This is a genomic window from Paenibacillus senegalimassiliensis (assembly GCF_001486585.1).
GTDB classification, from domain to species: Bacteria; Bacillota; Bacilli; order Paenibacillales; family Paenibacillaceae; genus Fontibacillus; species Fontibacillus senegalimassiliensis.
In genome coordinates, this window is the sequence record NZ_LN909037.1 from 1 (window position 1) to 15,511 (window position 15,511).

The following is a 15,511-nucleotide window of genomic DNA, read 5'->3' on the forward strand; positions in this document are numbered from 1 at the left end:
CGGTCGAGGGCTTATCCAAAACAACTCCGAAGCGTGGCGTCAGGCTGAATAAGCCGTGAAGAGCACTTCAGGAGAACTAATTCGCAAATTCGTTTCGTATCCAGTTTTCAAGCGATCAAACGCTTGAACCGTTTGGTGGCGATGGCGGAGGGGTTCCACACGTACCCATCCCGAACACGACCGTTAAGCCCTCCAGCGCCGATGGTACTTGGACCGAAGGGTCCTGGGAGAGTAGGACGCCGCCAAGCAACGATAACAAGCACTACCGATTACAAGTCGGTAGTGCTTTTTTCTGTATTTATTCGCTTAGCCAATTCTCCACGAACGAGAGTTATTTCGTTCTCCGGGGATCATTTTTTTAAATGGAGAATATTTTAATCCCAGCACGCTCACACTGAATTAACGAAAGAGCTTCACCCTCTTGGCAAATCAACAATCTGTGGTATAATGTTTATAAAGTCAAAGAAAGTCAAAGTCAACACAACAAGAATATCACGTTAGGATTGATGGAGGATGGATGAGTGATGCGTAATATCTCCGATATCATCGAAAAATATCTAAAGAGTGTTCTGCATGAAAGTCCTGAAGGCATGATTGAAATTCAGCGTAATGATCTTGCCGACCAATTCTCCTGCGTGCCATCGCAAATTAATTATGTGATCAGCACTCGCTTTACGGTAGAGAAGGGATACCTGGTTGAGAGCAAGCGCGGCGGCGGTGGTTATGTGCGTATTCGGCGGATAGAACTGCCGGGCCCCATATCGCTGCATACGCATTTGCACGAGACCATCGGGATGGAGATTGGACAGTCTGCAGCCGAAGGGTTGATTTATCAGTTGGAGGAAGCCCGTTTCTTAAGCCGGAGAGAGGCTGCGCTGATGCGTTCCGTCGTTTCTCGCGATGTGCTAATGGTCAAATTGCCGTATCGCGATCAAATCCGGGCGCGGATGATGAAGGCGATGCTGATTTCTTTGTTGAGCTAGGTTCCGAAGGTGTGGTGAGCAGGGCTACAAGCCTTTAGAGTTCACCAGACACATAAGGTTACCCAGTCTAGTCTATCCAGTATTAGAGGAGGGTCATCCATGCAATGCCAAGAATGCGGTAAACGCCCCGCGACCTTGCATTTCACGAAGATCGTCAATGGGGAGAAGACAGAATTCCATATTTGCGAGAACTGCGCCAGGGAGAAGGGAGAATTGATTCCGGGAACGTCCGGTGGCTTCTCCATTCACAACCTGTTATCCGGATTTCTTGACTTAAGTCCGGGCAATAAGGGGCAGATTTCAGGGAATAAACCTCCTGAGCATTTGCGTTGCGAAGAATGTGGCATGACCTATTCGCAATTCAGCAAGATTGGCCGTTTTGGCTGTAGTTCATGCTATAAATATTTCAACGACCGATTGGACCCGTTGTTCAAGAAGGTGCATGGCAATACCGTTCACGTCGGTAAGATTCCGAAGCGCACAGGGGGGCACATTCAAGTCAAGCGTAAGCTTGATGATCTCCGTCAGGAGCTTCAGCAACGGATTTTACAAGAAGAGTTCGAAGATGCAGCGGCGTTGCGGGACCAAATTCGCGAACTCGAAAAAAATATGTCTGCCGAGTAGGAGGGATGCATGATGACAAATCTCCGATTTACAGAACAGCCACTTAGCGAATGGATGAGCCGGGAGGGCAGGGAATCCGACATCGTCATCAGCAGCCGGGTGAGAATTGCCCGCAATATGCTGCAACATCCTTTTCCCATGCTGTCGACCAACCGGCAGTCCGAGGAAGTGCTGGAGCAATTGCGGCAAGCACTGACGGATGAACAGTTTGAGGCCTATGGCCCCTTGCATCCGTTGTTACTTACTGACTTAGATGAATTAGACAAGAGAGTTCTGGTTGAGAAGCACTTAATCAGCCCGAACTTGGCTACAGATTCCCGCAACGGCGCAGCCTTTATTAGTGAAGATGAAAGTCTCAGTATTATGATTAACGAAGAGGATCATCTGCGCATTCAATGTTTATACCCGGGGCTGCAAATTCAGGAAGCATGGGAGAAAGCCACGGAAATTGACGATATCTTCGAAGCGCATGTCGATTATGCCTTCGACGATCATCGCGGTTATTTGACCAGTTGTCCGACGAATGTCGGAACGGGGCTACGTGCTTCGGTTATGATGCATTTGCCCGCATTGGTGCTTACTCAGCAAATCGGTCGCATTTTATCGGCGGTGTCCCAGGTTGGCTTGACGGTGCGGGGCATCTATGGAGAGGGCAGCGAGACACAGGGCAACTTGTTTCAAATCTCAAATCAGATTACACTAGGACAAAGCGAAGCCGAGATTATTGAGAATTTGTATGGCGTCGTTTTGCAGATTATACAGCACGAGAAGACGGCCAGAGAGAAGCTGATTACCGAGTCACGGCCGCGAATGCTGGACCGGGTGATGCGGTCTTACGGGACACTGTCACATGCCTTCATCATTGATTCGAAGGAAGCGGCCCAGCGGTTATCCGATGTTCGCCTCGGGGTGGACCTTGGTCTCATCGACAATGTATCGGCGCAAACACTCAATGAGCTTAATGTGCTGACGCAACCTGGTTTTCTGCAGAAGAAATTTAATAACGGCATGTCACCGGCAGAACGGGACATGTACCGTGCCAAGCTCATTCGGGAGAGAATGGGGAATTAACGGTTAGGACCAACTATGGAGGTGTTGAGAGATGATGTTTGGAAGATTTACGGAACGCGCCCAGAAGGTGCTGGCATTGGCCCAGGAAGAAGCGGTAAGACTGGGGCATAACAATATCGGAACAGAACATGTATTACTCGGACTGATTCGCGAGGGCGAAGGCATCGCGGCGAAGGCACTGATTGGACTTGGTCTGGGCCTTGAGAAAATACAAGATGAAGTAGAAACGCTGATTGGTCGTGGTCAAGAGCAACCAACGAATATTGCTTACACACCTCGCGCCAAGAAGGTCATTGAGTTGTCTATGGATGAAGCACGCAAGCTTGGTCATACTTATGTCGGCACGGAGCACATTCTGCTCGGTTTGATTCGTGAAGGGGAAGGCGTAGCTGCCCGTGTATTAAATAATTTGGGCATCAGCCTGAACAAGGCGCGGCAGCAAGTGCTGCAATTACTGGGCAGCAGCGAAGCCGTATCCAGTCATCACGGGGCACCTGCTAACGTCAATACGCCTACGCTGGATAGTCTGGCTCGCGATTTGACGGCTTCTGCCAAAGAGGGTAACCTCGATCCGGTCATTGGCCGCAGCAAGGAGATTGAACGCGTTATTCAAGTGCTTAGCCGTCGGACGAAGAACAATCCGGTGCTGATTGGTGAACCTGGTGTTGGTAAAACGGCGATTGCCGAGGGCCTGGCCCAGAAGATTATTAATAATGAAATTCCGGAAACACTGCGCGACAAACGGGTCATGACCCTGGATATGGGCTCTGTTGTAGCTGGTACCAAGTACCGTGGTGAATTTGAAGATAGATTGAAGAAGATCATGGATGAAATTCGTCAGGCTGGCAATATCATTCTGTTTATTGACGAATTGCATACCTTGATTGGAGCAGGCGGAGCGGAAGGTGCGATCGACGCTTCGAATATTTTGAAGCCGGCATTGGCCCGTGGTGAACTGCAATGCATCGGCGCTACAACGCTGGATGAATATCGCAAATACATCGAGAAGGATGCCGCACTGGAACGCCGCTTCCAGCCGATTACGGTGGATCAGCCTTCCGTAGAGGAAGCCATCCAAATCCTGCACGGACTGCGCGACCGCTACGAAGCGCATCACCGGGTGAAGATTACGGATGAAGCGATTGACCAAGCAGTGAAGCTCTCAGACCGTTACATCCCGGATCGGTTCTTGCCAGATAAGGCGATTGACCTGATCGATGAAGCGGGCTCCAAGGTAAGGTTGAATTCATATACGGTACCGCCAAACCTCAAGCAATTAGAGAGTCGTCTGGAGGATATTCGCAAGGAGAAGGATGCTGCGGTACAAAGCCAGGAGTTCGAGAAGGCAGCAGCGCTGCGCGATACCGAACAGAAGATTCGGGAGGAACTGGATGTAACCAAGAATCAGTGGAAGGAAAAACAAGGTCGTACGGATTCCGAAGTTACACCCGAGGATATCGCTCAAGTGGTCGCTAGCTGGACGGGAATTCCGGTCAGCAAGCTGAAGGAAGAAGAAACCGAGCGTTTGCTGAACATGGAACAAATTTTGCATGAGCGCGTTATCGGTCAAGATGAAGCCGTCAAGGCGGTTAGCCGGGCCATTCGTCGTGCTCGCGCCGGACTTAAAGATCCGAAGCGCCCGATGGGCTCCTTCATTTTCCTTGGTCCAACCGGGGTTGGTAAGACCGAACTGGCAAGAGCACTGGCAGAAGCGATGTTCGGTGATGAGAATGCCGTAATTCGGATCGATATGTCCGAATATATGGAGAAACATTCCACCGCTCGTTTGGTAGGTGCGCCTCCGGGATATGTTGGTTATGAAGAAGGCGGCCAATTGACAGAGAAGGTACGCCGTAAGCCATACTCAGTTGTATTGCTGGACGAAATCGAGAAGGCACATCCGGAAGTATTCAACATTTTGTTGCAAGTGCTCGAAGATGGTCGTCTGACCGATTCCAAGGGCCGCGTGGTCGACTTCCGCAACACGCTCATTATCTTGACCTCGAACGTTGGGGCTGAAGCCATCAAGCGCAACACCCGTCTTGGCTTCACGGCGGTGCAGGATGCTGGCGCGGACTACGAGAACATGAAGGGCAAAGTCATGGAAGAACTGAAGAAGAACTTCCGTCCGGAGTTCTTGAACCGGATCGACGAGAGCATCGTGTTCCATTCCCTGGAGGAATCTCACATCGGGCAGATCGTTTCGCTTATGTCCGAGGAGCTGCGCAAGCGGCTGCATGAATTTGATGTGGACTTCACATTGACCGACAAAGCCAAGGCTTTCCTGGCCAAAGAAGGATTTGATCCTGCTTATGGTGCACGTCCACTACGTCGGGCCATTCAGAAGTACATTGAGGACCGCTTGTCCGAAGAACTGCTGACCGGCAACGTGAAGAAGGGCGACTCGTTGACGATCGATGAGGACAACGGTACGCTGGCTGTAGAGCGCACCGGAGTTTTTTCCAAAAACGCATAAGCTAAGATGTCCATAATTTACAAGGGACCTGCAGATATTTGCAGGTCCCTTGTGTAATTTGGGATAATTGGAGGAGAGCATAAGGGAGTTGAAAGCCAAATGAAAGAAACGATCCTCATTGTCGACGATGAGCGCGAAATCGTGAAGCTGATCGAAATATATTTGCAAAATGAGGGGTATACGCTGTTCTCTGCCTCGGATGGAGAGGAAGCACTGAGTATTTTGGAAGCACACCAAATTGATCTGATTATTCTGGATATTATGATGCCCCGATTGAACGGAATCGAGGCCTGCATGCGTATCCGAGAGACGCGGGATATCCCCATCATTATGCTATCCGCCAAGAGTGAGGATATGGATAAGATTGAAGGACTGAGTATCGGCGCTGACGATTATGTCGCCAAGCCCTTTAATCCCTTGGAACTCGTCGCTCGGGCTAAGTCACAACTGCGGCGATACCAGCGCTTTGGCAAATACATACCGGCTAACCAGGATGAGATCACCATTGATGGACTCACGATTAACACGGCGAAGCATCGGGTGACGATGAATGACCGGGAAGTGAAGCTGACTCCTCGCGAATTTGAATTACTCAAGTTACTGGCGTTACACCGGGGAGTTGTGTTAGGGATGGAGACGATCTATGAGGAAGTGTGGAAAGAGCCTTACATGCAATCGAAAAATACAGTCATGGTACATATTCGCAGGCTTCGGGAGAAGCTTGAACAAGATCCGCAGCATCCCCGTTATATCAAGACGGTCTGGGGAATCGGCTACAAGCTGGAGGCCAATTAAGATGGATAGAGGTCGTGATGCAATTGGAAATTAAACGCAGGTTATCACTTCGGCTGACGTTCTTGCTTTTTGCTGTTGGAAGCTTGCTGTCTACCGTGACCATCTTGTATGTATGCCGGAAAATAGCCCAGTTTTTACTGAAGCCAAGCTCGTCGGTCATAACGCTTCCCTTCCGCGCAATCGTGGAATGGATGGTGAACCAGATCGGTTCGGTCCCCATCCAACTGCTCGTCGGAGTTTTGTTATATACGGGCATTTACCTGTGGTTGACGCAGGGGACGCAGCGCTATTGGGAACAGATCAGAACAGCCGTTACGGCCGTGGGCTCTGGAGAACTTGATGTTGCCCTTCCTGTTCGTGGCAGGGGGGAGCTGGCAGGCATGGCTGAACAACTCAATAAGATGACAGCAGAGCTAAATACGTCAATGGGACAGATCAACTCCTGGCTTGAGGGAATTGCTGAAGGTAGGCTAGATAGCCAAATCGTAGCGCAGAATGGTGAGTTGGCCAAAGTGGCGGAGAGTATAAACCAAATGTCGCTCCGGCTGAAGCAATCGATTGAAGAAGAGAGACTGGCGGAGAGATCAAAGAACGATCTGATTACCGGGGTATCTCACGATTTAAGAACACCATTAACCTCTATACTGGGGTTTCTCAAAGCTATTGAAGAGGATCAATATAAGGACGAAGTGGAACTACGATATTATGTCAACATCGCCTATGAGAAGGCCAGGGATTTACAGAAAATGATCGACGATCTGTTCGAATACACACGGGTTAATCACGGGCTTCCGCTTCACGCATCCAACCTGGATTTGAACGCCTTCCTGCATCAACTGGTAGAGGAATTCGTGCCGCAATTGCAACAGCGGGGACTGCAATGTCAGGTTACGGCTGCTGAACCTCCGGTGCTTATTGAAGCGGATGGGGATTTACTGGCTCGTGCCTTTGAAAATTTGCTGGTGAATGCCATACAATACGGAGCCTCGGGCAAAAGGATAGATATATCCGTAGGGCAGAAAGGAGACATAGCTGTTGTTCAATTCATCAACTATGGTGAAGAAATTCCGCCAGGTAGCCTGCCTCATTTGTTCGAGCGTTTCTACCGGGTTGATGCTTCTCGCTCCAAACAAACGGGAGGAACCGGGCTTGGGCTCGCTATTGCCAAAAGCATCATCGAGGCGCATGGCGGGCATATCACGGTCAGTAGCACTCGTCAGCGCACGGTATTTGAAACCTGCTTCAAGCTAGGGACTTCCAGCTAGTAAGAACAAGTAACAGACAATAGCAGAGCGTGAGGAACAGGACCTTTCGGAATGGAATCGAAGGGTCCTGTTTTTATTTCACTCATGGCGATTTCGATCGTTTGAAAACGATAAGTAAATGCTAAGAACTTGTTAAGATTTGCGGCAGCAAATCGTTATTTTTGTCCTCTATACTTCTCTTCAAGTCCTGATGACAGAGAGGAGTTAAAACGTTGGTTTTCTCAAGCCTGATTTTCTTATACTTGTTTTTGCCTGCTTTATTGCTCGCTTATTTCACATTTTCCAATGCTAGCTATCGAATTTGGATATTGATTGTCTTCTCTTATATATTTTATGCCTGGGGGGAGCCGGTGTGGGTAGTTCTGCTGCTGCTTGCTTCCTTGTTAGGGTATGTATTTGCACTCGCTATCGATCGGTATAAGGGAAGAACAACGGCGAAGCTCCTATACACGCTGGCTATCGTTATCAATTTAGGTCTGCTGGGGTTCTTTAAATACGCAGGGTTTCTGGTGGAGAACATGAATAGAGTGCTGTCCTTTTCTATTCCGGTGCCGGATATCGACCTTCCCATAGGTATTTCTTTCTTCACCTTTGAGTTGATTTGTTATTTGACCGACGTTTACCGGGGGAAAATATCTGCCCCTAAGTCGCCGAAGAAGGTATTGTTTTACGTATCGTTTTTCCCGCATTTAGTAGCAGGTCCTATCATACGCTATTCGGATATCGAGCAGCAAATTGATCGTCCTCATGTGACATGGTCTGGCTTCAGTGAAGGGCTGACTCGCTTTATGGTGGGACTGGCAAAGAAGGTAGTCTTGGCCAACTTGCTGGGGGAAGCGGTCACGCAACTGCTGAATCCCGACCTGGAATCTGCCTCGGTGCTTGGTATGTGGCTAGGACTCAGTCTGTTTGCCCTGCAAATTTATTTTGATTTTTCCGGATATTCGGATATGGCTATTGGACTTGGAAAAATGCTTGGCTTCAAGTTAAGGGAGAATTTTGATTATCCCTACTTGTCCAAGACCATGGGGGAGTTCTGGCGGCGCTGGAATATGTCACTGGGCGGTTTCTTCCGGGACTACGTATATATTCCGCTGGGAGGCAGTCGTCGTTATTATGTTCGCAATTTACTGGTCGTGTGGTTCTTAACGGGAATTTGGCATGGAGCAAGCTGGAACTTCGTGATCTGGGGACTGTATTGTGGGGCTCTGATCTATGTGGAACGAACCCCTATTGGAAGATGGTTGACCCGGCTTCCTGCGGCTTTACAGCACGTGTATGCGCTGATCGTTATTTTGCTGGGCTGGAATTGGTTTTACTTTACTGATTTGTCTCAGGCTCTGAGAGCACTATCCATTTTGGTTGGAATACGGCATCAGACTTGGGTTAACCCCGAATTCATTTTAATCTTGCAGGATCATCTGCTGCTGTATGTCTCCGCAATCATTCTGTCGACCCCATTGCTGAAATATCTGGTTCAGTATGTGGTCCGCAGGCTGTCCGATGCTGGGAAAAGCGCCCTTGTGATGCTGGGGGCCCAGCTTACAAATGGTCTTCTGCTTGCTCTTTCAACCATATTGCTGGTGGGGAGCTCGTATAATCCGTTTCTATATTACCGTTTTTAAGAGGGGTTATTATAAGGAGGTTTAAAATCAATGCAATTGAAGAAATGGCAGCATAAGCTCATAGTGATATCCTTACTGGTTTTAATCTTTGGTTTTACCTTGGTGAACCTGTTCAGCTATTCATCCCAGGCATCCTCTTCTCTAGAGCAACGGCAGCTTACGCAGAAGCCAGAACTTACCGTACCCAGTGTTCTATCCGGGCAGTTCATGCTGGAACTGGAGGATTACTTTGCGGACCACTTTGCCTTTAGAAGTCTGCTGGTGCAGGCGGGAGCTTATTTAAAGGAGTGGAAGGGGATACCTGGCAGCGAGCAAGCGGTTCTACTTCAGCAGGGGAGTGATAACACGGTGCAGAAGGTGGGGGAGGCGAGTGTCTCCAATCAAAATAACACCCAGTACCTTATATATAAGGACCGGGCCTATACCTTGTATCAATATTCCCCTGCCGCTGCCGAAGCCTATGCGGAAGCTATAAATAACTTTCAACAATCGGCCGACCCGGAATTGCGTGTTTATTCGCTGCTTGCTCCAACCTCGGCTGAGTTCATTGAATCTGAGGAGTATCAAGAGCTAACGGATTCGCAGGCTGCGGCATTTAATCATGTTAATGAACAACTAGCCTCTGAGGTTGGAAGGGTTGATGTAATTGATGCACTCCAGCAGCATACTCAGGAGAATATCTATTTTCGCACGGACCATCATTGGACCGCTTTGGGGGCATACTATGCTTATACTGAATTGATGAAATCAATGGGAGAAGAAGCGATTCCATTAACCAGTTATACGGCGGGGGAAATGACTAACTTTCTGGGGTCTGCTTATAAGGCCACGTTGAATGTGCAGCTCAAAAAAGCTCCCGATACGATTACGTACTACGAGCCGCTAGACGATTATACGTATACCCGGCATTTGACGACGGGCAAGACGGTAACCGGACAACTGGTAGATCCCGCGTATGCCACACCTGCTAATGGCTTGTATGCCGTGTTTCTAGGGGGAGATTTCCCGTGGGGTGAAATTAATACAGGTCATACAAATGGCAAAAAAATCGTCGTCGTCAAGGATTCTTATGGAAATGCGTTGATTCCTTTTCTGCTCCCGCATTTTGAGACGGTGTATTATGTAGACCCCCGTTACTTTACGGGTAGTCTCACCGAATTTGTGGAGGAGCACGGGGCAACAGATGTCCTGTTCCTGAGCAGTGCCACAGCCACGCGAACAACAGGAATGGCACAACTTATCAATCAAATTGCAATTGGTACAGAAAATGGAAACAAATAAGCTAAAAGAACTACAATAAAGTAACCTTTTAACCGATGAAATAGATAAAAGGCAGCTTGCAAAGCGATGCTTTGGGGCTGCTTTTTTATAACCTGCTCCTAAATACCCGGCTCTGGGCCAAAGACTTGCTGAATGACTTTCGAGAAAGCCGAAAGGGTGGTAAAATTTGAGTCATGGAGTCAGATTGAAATCCACAGCCCGGAAAATTTTGCATACGTGAGAAGGAGCGGGAAATGGTTAAAGTAAAAACAAAGTTTCTCTGTAATGAATGCGGCTATGAGTCGCCGAAATGGTACGGCAAGTGTCCGGGCTGCGGAGCGTGGAATTCCATGACGGAAGAAATTGAAAAGACCGTCAAGACACAAGGGATGAATTCTGGAATATTTCATGCGAAAGAAACACCGCAATCAATCATAAATATAGAAAGCGGCAAAGAGCCGCGTATTCAAACGGGCATCGGCGAATTAAACCGGGTGCTTGGGGGTGGCGTGGTTCCTGGATCGTTAGTGCTTGTTGGTGGCGATCCGGGTATTGGTAAGTCAACTTTGCTGCTGCAAACCTCCCACGAAATGGCCCGCACCGGTCTTAAAGTGCTATATATATCGGGGGAAGAATCGGTTCGTCAAACCAAGCTGCGAGCGGAGCGGCTAGGAGCTTTGTCTGCGGAACTATTCGTGTTGTGTGAGAGCAGCATGGATGCGATTGAAGCGGCGATTGAGATGGTGAAACCGGACTTCCTGGTCATTGACTCGATTCAAACCGTCTATTTGCCGGAAGTTACTAGCGCACCCGGCAGTGTATCCCAGGTTCGCGAATGTACAGCCCGATTTATGCGAATTGCCAAGGGGCAAGGAATTGCGACCGTGCTTGTAGGCCATGTTACCAAGGAAGGAGCTATTGCCGGTCCAAGGCTCCTGGAGCATATGGTGGATTGTGTGCTTTACTTCGAGGGAGAACGTCATCATTCCTACCGGCTATTGCGGGCCGTCAAGAACCGCTTTGGCTCGACCAATGAGATCGGCATCTTTGAAATGAACGAGGCTGGCCTGACGGAGGTGGCCAATCCTTCGGAATTGTTCCTGTCGGAACGTCCGCTGGGCGTGGCTGGCTCTACTGTAGTCGCCAGCATGGAAGGCACCAGACCGATTCTGGTGGAACTGCAGGCCTTGATTGCGGCCACGCACTTTCCTTCTCCGCGCAGAATGGCGACAGGGGTCGATCACCAGCGGATGAATCTGATCATCGCTGTTCTGGAGAAGCGCATGGGCATGTTCCTGCAAAATCAGGACGCCTATGTCAATCTGGCCGGCGGGGTCAAGCTGGATGAACCGGCTGTCGATCTGGCTATTGCGGTCAGTGTAGCATCCAGCTTCCGTGATATCCCGACTAAGCCCCACGACGTCATCTTCGGCGAGGTAGGCTTGACCGGTGAGGTGAGAGGGGTCTCCCGAGCGGAACAACGGGTGAAGGAAGCAGCCAAGCTTGGCTTCAAACGGATCATCCTGCCGGAGAAGAGCATGAAGGGGTGGAAGGCACCACAAGGGATTAAATTAGTAGGAGTAAATACCGTTGCAGATGCGCTAGCTGTCGCGTTAGATTAGGGGGCATTAATTGATGAAAGAAACTACTCATGCAGAGAAAATGAACGACTTGCTGAGGCTTGTGGCCCCGGGAACGCACTTTCGTGACGGGCTTGAGAACGTTCTGCGCGCGAAGACCGGCGGACTGATCGTTGTTGGCTACAGCCCGGAGGTGATGGAGGTGGTTGAAGGAGGCTTCTCCATTAACTGTGATTTCTCGCCTAACTATCTTTACGAATTGGCGAAGATGGATGGAGCCATCATTCTCAGCGAAGATTTAAAGCGAATTTTATATGCTAACACCCAACTGATTCCCGATTCCTCCATTGCTTCTGCGGAGACCGGGATTCGGCACCGCACAGCGGAACGGGTCGCCAAGCAGACTGGGAAGCTGGTGGTCTCTATCTCCCAGCGGCGGAATATCATTACCTTGTACCAAGGGGGATTACGTTACGCCCTGAAGGAAATCGGTGTTATCCTGACGAAGGCTAACCAGGCCATTCAGACCTTGGAGAAGTATCGCTCCGTGTTGAATCAGGCCCTTACCAATCTGACGGCTTCCGAATTTGAGGAATTGGTCTCCTTGCCCGAGGTCATCAATGTCATTCAGCGGGTAGAGATGGTTATTCGTATCAAAATGGAGATTAAGCGGTTTATCAATGAATTGGGTACAGAAGGCCGACTGATCAGCATGCAAATGGAGGAACTGGTCAGCAATATGGAAGAGGAAGCTTGGCTGCTGTACAAGGATTATGCCAAGGAAGGCCACGATGAAGCCATTCGGGAAATTATTCTCGGACTCAAGCGCTCTACCGATGATGAATTGCTGGACGACGTTCATATCACGAAGCTGCTTGGTTATCCATCCTCGGCTGCGACCTCGGAGGAATTGATCTCACCACGTGGCTACCGGGTGCTGAACAAGATACCACGGCTCCCGAATGTCATCATCCATAATCTGGTGGAACGGTTCGAGGAATTACCTCATGTAATGATGGCCAGCATTGAGGAATTGGACGAAGTAGACGGAATTGGAGAGGTTCGCGCTCGCGCGATCAAGGAAGGACTCAAGCGTCTTCAAGAGCAAGTGTTCATTGACAGACAAATTTAAATCACCTATCATCAATGGATGGTTAAGGAATATCTATTCGAGGTGAAGAGATGATTACGAAATCAATTCCAAGTCTGTTCACGTTAGGAAACATGGTTCTCGGCATGCTGGCTATCATTCTGGCGACGGAAGAACGCTTTAGCTTGGCCGCCATTATGGTGATTGTTGCCATGCTGCTTGATGGTTTGGACGGACGGGTGGCTAGGGCGCTGAATGCTCAAAGCGAATTTGGGAAAGAACTGGACTCCTTGTCGGACATCATTTCGTTTGGGATTGCACCAGCATTGATTATGTATCTGATCTCCTTTCATAGCATTCCCACGGGCATGGCTTGGGCCGTCACGGCGATTTTCCCCCTTTGCGGAGCGCTGAGATTGGCTCGCTTCAACGTCCAGAAGGGAATCCCCGGATATTTTATCGGCTTGCCGATTCCGGCAGCCGGTGGTGTGCTTGCCACCTTATCGCTGTTTTACCGGGAATTTACGGCTCCGTATTTTGTGGTATCGATGTTATTGCTCTCTTATCTGATGATTAGCACTGTTAAATATCCTAACTTCAAGAAGGTAGGATTACCTAAGAAGGCGGTGGCCTATACCCCGCTGGTGGTCATTTTTGCCGTAGTTATTGCGGTTATTTTCCCTGACCAGATGGCCAAACTCATTTTTATCCCGTTAGTGGTCTATGCGTTGTATGGGTTTAACCAGAATATCAAACGCCTGGTTCGCCGCAGACGACGGCAAGACGACAAAGCAGATGGAGAAGAAGGTTATCGCTCCAAGCGCTGACGGGTTTTGTGGATATTAGGGTGAAAGTTAACATACGTGAAGCTCAAGGGCCATCCTGTGCGGGGTGGCTTTTAAATTTGAGTTCATAAGCTCATATAGTAAACCTAAAAAAGGCATGGATCTTCCCACGGGGAAACAGATCCATGCCTTTTTGGTATGTTCTTTGATGGGCGGGAGGTTGTGCTTACGACAAGTTAAACAGACCCAGCGTGGCGCATTTCTGTGACTCCTGCTCCATAATTTCTTGCATATCAATATCCAGGAGATTGCAAAGGGCAGACATATAGAAAAGGTTGCGTCCAAGCTCACCCGCAATAGCATCCCGGCAATTCTCACAAAGTTCGCCTTGCACATGCTTGGCGATGGTCTCCTTAGCTTGCTGCAAATCCAAGCCAGGCTCGAAATCCTGCCTGGTTGCGTGCAGTTCAATGCATCCGCATTCTGTCACGGATTTGGTTACTGAACGAACGGCGGCAGCGTTGGTTTGTCCCATTTTGGACAGGACATCTAGCAGACTGCGGTGACGGAGCAACAATTCAGACACTTGTTCTTGAAAAGATTGAAGGCTTGGTGCGCTCATTTTCCATCCACCTCAATATTATGAATTGAATTCATTATATTCCACCTATTCCTCCGATATCAACCTGAAATCCCATACCATAAGGGGCTGCTGCGGCTTGCGGCCATTTTTTCGCCAAAAAAGTTAGGCCTTCTCGGATTATGTATCCAATATTTGGTTCATACTGGCTAAAGAAAATACTTATTCAGGAGGTGAAGAAAGGCGTGCTGAAAAAATATTTGCTGATGTTGTCCGGTTTGTGCGGAGCATGGCTCGGTTATACGACCGGTGGCTTGATGGGGATTATGCCAGAGACTATACAGGGCTGGTTCCGTGAACTGCCTCCTATTGTGGCGAATTTATTGTGGGCAGCGGCTGGTGCTATCCTGTTCTTGTTTCTGTTCTCTTTGGCTGCAGACGTCGTATCTTCTAAAGTAAAATCGTGGGTAGCGACCTTAACGCAAATTCCAATGAATGAGATGACGGCCGGTGCGGTCGGTCTGACTGCGGGACTTCTTCTTTCTTTAACGGTCTATCCCCTGTTATCTTGGCTTGGGGATCTGGAAAGTTTGGCCCGGTTTGCAGGTTCTGCCCTGCTGGGCTATATCGGCTTATGTGTTGGATTGGCGAAGAAGGAAGAATTATCTCTACTCTGGAAGTCAGGAGCTTGGGGAGGGGCGGGAGCCGATGAAGAGCGCTGGTCTGAGGAACATAAGATTCTGGATACAAGCGTGATTATCGACGGTCGCATTGCAGACATTTGCAAGACGGGTTTTATTGAGGGGACGATCGTTATTCCCGAGTTCGTGCTTGAGGAACTGCAGCATATTGCCGACTCTTCAGACTTGTTGAAGCGGAATCGTGGACGCCGCGGGCTGGATATTCTGAACAAGATTCAGAAGGAACTGGACGTGAAGGTCATGATTTATGAAGGAGACTTCGAAGATATTTCCGAGGTGGACAGCAAGCTGGTCAAGTTGGCGAAGGTCCTGCCGGGGAAAGTCGTGACGAATGATTTCAACCTGAACAAGGTATGTGAGCTTCAGGGGGTATCTGTGCTGAACATCAATGATTTGGCCAATGCCGTGAAGCCGGTTGTACTGCCGGGCGAGGAAATTATGGTTCAGGTGATCAAGGACGGCAAGGAGCATGGGCAAGGTGTGGCCTATCTGGACGATGGAACGATGATCGTTGTGGAAGGCGGACGTGACTATATTGGCAGCATTACAGAGGTACTGGTGACCAGTGTATTGCAAACCTCGGCGGGGCGAATGATTTTTGCCAAGCCAAAACTGTTGGAAAAAGCCCAGTAATTCGGTATGATGGGAGTAAATGCGTTTAGTCGTATTTACTTTC

The 15,511-nt window shown here is 49.2% G+C and carries 13 protein-coding genes and 1 rRNA gene; 13 read left to right on the forward strand and 1 reads right to left on the reverse strand.

Annotated elements, in window-relative coordinates; genetic code table 11:
* Positions 1-131: 131 nt before the first annotated feature.
* The 12 genes from rrf (at position 132) to pssA (ending at position 13,596) form a co-directional block, all read left to right on the forward strand.
* Positions 132-248, forward strand: a 5S ribosomal RNA gene (rrf, locus tag BN3279_RS01125).
* A 276-nt stretch (positions 249-524) separates the two neighbouring features.
* Positions 525-983, forward strand: a complete 459-nt coding sequence (locus BN3279_RS01130) for a CtsR family transcriptional regulator (RefSeq protein ID WP_059048848.1) — start codon at positions 525-527, stop codon at positions 981-983.
* A 99-nt stretch (positions 984-1,082) separates the two neighbouring features.
* Complete coding sequence (locus tag BN3279_RS01135) at positions 1,083-1,607, forward strand: protein-arginine kinase activator protein McsA (RefSeq protein ID WP_059048849.1); 525 nt, start codon at positions 1,083-1,085, stop codon at positions 1,605-1,607.
* 12 nt (positions 1,608-1,619) lie between these two features.
* Positions 1,620-2,678 carry a protein-arginine kinase McsB gene (locus BN3279_RS01140; RefSeq protein ID WP_059048850.1) on the forward strand — a complete coding sequence of 353 codons (1,059 nt, stop codon included), beginning with the start codon at positions 1,620-1,622 and terminating at the stop codon, positions 2,676-2,678.
* Positions 2,679-2,709: 31 nt separating this feature from the next.
* Entirely contained in the window at positions 2,710-5,154 is a 2,445-nt protein-coding gene (gene clpC / locus BN3279_RS01145; protein WP_059048851.1) for an ATP-dependent protease ATP-binding subunit ClpC, read from the forward strand.
* A gap of 99 nt (positions 5,155-5,253) precedes the next feature.
* Entirely contained in the window at positions 5,254-5,949 is a 696-nt protein-coding gene (locus BN3279_RS01150) for a response regulator transcription factor (RefSeq protein WP_059048852.1), read from the forward strand.
* Positions 5,950-5,966: 17 nt separating this feature from the next.
* A complete protein-coding gene (locus BN3279_RS01155) occupies positions 5,967-7,214 on the forward strand; it encodes a sensor histidine kinase (protein ID WP_059048853.1) in 1,248 nt (415 codons plus the stop codon).
* A gap of 350 nt (positions 7,215-7,564) precedes the next feature.
* On the forward strand, positions 7,565-8,839 hold the full coding sequence (locus BN3279_RS01160; protein WP_232436725.1) for an MBOAT family O-acyltransferase: 1,275 nt from the start codon (positions 7,565-7,567) through the stop codon (positions 8,837-8,839).
* Between the two features lie 30 nt (positions 8,840-8,869).
* Positions 8,870-10,120 (forward strand): DHHW family protein, encoded by a 1,251-nt coding sequence (locus BN3279_RS01165; protein ID WP_059048855.1) that lies wholly within the window; start codon positions 8,870-8,872, stop codon positions 10,118-10,120.
* Between the two features lie 233 nt (positions 10,121-10,353).
* Positions 10,354-11,721: a DNA repair protein RadA gene (gene radA, locus BN3279_RS01170; protein WP_059048856.1), complete on the forward strand. Its 1,368-nt coding sequence runs from the start codon at positions 10,354-10,356 to the stop codon at positions 11,719-11,721.
* 13 nt (positions 11,722-11,734) lie between these two features.
* Entirely contained in the window at positions 11,735-12,811 is a 1,077-nt protein-coding gene (disA, locus tag BN3279_RS01175; protein ID WP_059048857.1) for a DNA integrity scanning diadenylate cyclase DisA, read from the forward strand.
* 50 nt (positions 12,812-12,861) lie between these two features.
* Entirely contained in the window at positions 12,862-13,596 is a 735-nt protein-coding gene (gene pssA / locus BN3279_RS01180; RefSeq protein ID WP_059048858.1) for a CDP-diacylglycerol--serine O-phosphatidyltransferase, read from the forward strand.
* Positions 13,597-13,780: 184 nt separating this feature from the next.
* Here the strand turns inward: pssA and BN3279_RS01185 are convergent, their stop codons facing one another.
* Positions 13,781-14,176 carry a nucleoside triphosphate pyrophosphohydrolase family protein gene (locus BN3279_RS01185; protein WP_059048859.1) on the reverse strand — a complete coding sequence of 132 codons (396 nt, stop codon included), beginning with the start codon at positions 14,174-14,176 and terminating at the stop codon, positions 13,781-13,783.
* Between the two features lie 203 nt (positions 14,177-14,379).
* Between BN3279_RS01185 and BN3279_RS01190 the strand changes: the two genes are divergently transcribed.
* The gene (locus tag BN3279_RS01190; RefSeq protein ID WP_059048860.1) at positions 14,380-15,468 is read left to right on the forward strand and encodes a PIN/TRAM domain-containing protein; all 1,089 of its coding nucleotides are present in this window, start codon (positions 14,380-14,382) and stop codon (positions 15,466-15,468) included.
* Positions 15,469-15,511: the final 43 nt, after the last annotated feature.

Excerpts from the sequence above, each read along its gene's own strand:
- BN3279_RS01130 (WP_059048848.1), top strand. The coding sequence starts at position 525 with ATGCGTAATATCTCCGATATCATCGAAAAATATCTAAAGAGTGTTCTG.
- BN3279_RS01135 (WP_059048849.1), top strand. The coding sequence starts at position 1,083 with ATGCAATGCCAAGAATGCGGTAAACGCCCCGCGACCTTGCATTTCACG.
- BN3279_RS01140 (WP_059048850.1), top strand. The coding sequence starts at position 1,620 with ATGACAAATCTCCGATTTACAGAACAGCCACTTAGCGAATGGATGAGC.
- clpC (WP_059048851.1), top strand. The coding sequence starts at position 2,710 with ATGATGTTTGGAAGATTTACGGAACGCGCCCAGAAGGTGCTGGCATTG.
- BN3279_RS01150 (WP_059048852.1), top strand. The coding sequence starts at position 5,254 with ATGAAAGAAACGATCCTCATTGTCGACGATGAGCGCGAAATCGTGAAG.
- BN3279_RS01155 (WP_059048853.1), top strand. The coding sequence starts at position 5,967 with ATGCAATTGGAAATTAAACGCAGGTTATCACTTCGGCTGACGTTCTTG.
- BN3279_RS01165 (WP_059048855.1), top strand. The coding sequence starts at position 8,870 with ATGCAATTGAAGAAATGGCAGCATAAGCTCATAGTGATATCCTTACTG.
- radA (WP_059048856.1), top strand. The coding sequence starts at position 10,354 with ATGGTTAAAGTAAAAACAAAGTTTCTCTGTAATGAATGCGGCTATGAG.
- disA (WP_059048857.1), top strand. The coding sequence starts at position 11,735 with ATGAAAGAAACTACTCATGCAGAGAAAATGAACGACTTGCTGAGGCTT.
- pssA (WP_059048858.1), top strand. The coding sequence starts at position 12,862 with ATGATTACGAAATCAATTCCAAGTCTGTTCACGTTAGGAAACATGGTT.
- BN3279_RS01185 (WP_059048859.1), bottom strand. The coding sequence starts at position 14,176 with ATGAGCGCACCAAGCCTTCAATCTTTTCAAGAACAAGTGTCTGAATTG.